This is a genomic window from Virgibacillus oceani (assembly GCF_041521345.1).
Taxonomy (GTDB): Bacteria; Bacillota; Bacilli; order Bacillales; family Amphibacillaceae; genus Virgibacillus_N; species Virgibacillus_N oceani_A.
Map to the genome: position 1 here is coordinate 1 of NZ_JBGOHB010000083.1, position 449 is coordinate 449.

Here is a 449-nt window from a genome sequence, read left to right on the forward strand (position 1 = left end):
GTGCCCTAAAACCCAATTCTATTGCCCTAAGACTTGGGTTTTATCTTTTTTGGTATTTATCAATTATAATCTAGCATAGTCTAGCTACCTTGTTTTTTGCTTGTTTTGACTACTTAAATGTAAATTCTGCAAGGCTTGTGACGGTATTTATTTTCACGGACATCCAATGGTCGCTGTTAAATAGTCGCTGTTAATCGTCACTGTCACCAAATAGTCTAAGTTTTTTAAAATAATCTTTGCTAAAATATCCGCAATTTTTAATCAAAGCTGACGGACAATGACGATGAACCAGTCTGAAATTCTTGAAGACTCACCTAAACAAGCCCCTAATAAATTTGCCCATCCAACTAATAATAGCCAATTTTTGATTGCGCCTTCGATTTTGTCGGCAGATTTTGCCCGTCTGGGCGAGGAGGTCGAGAAGGTTATTGTCGCAGGTGCGGATGTGG

Annotated in this window: 1 pseudogene; it reads left to right on the plus strand. The window is 38.5% G+C overall.

Annotation, left to right across the window (positions count from 1 at the left end):
- Window positions 1–364: 364 nt before the first annotated feature.
- A pseudogene (locus ACDX78_RS23260) lies at window positions 365–449 on the plus strand (ribulose-phosphate 3-epimerase); the annotation flags it as partial.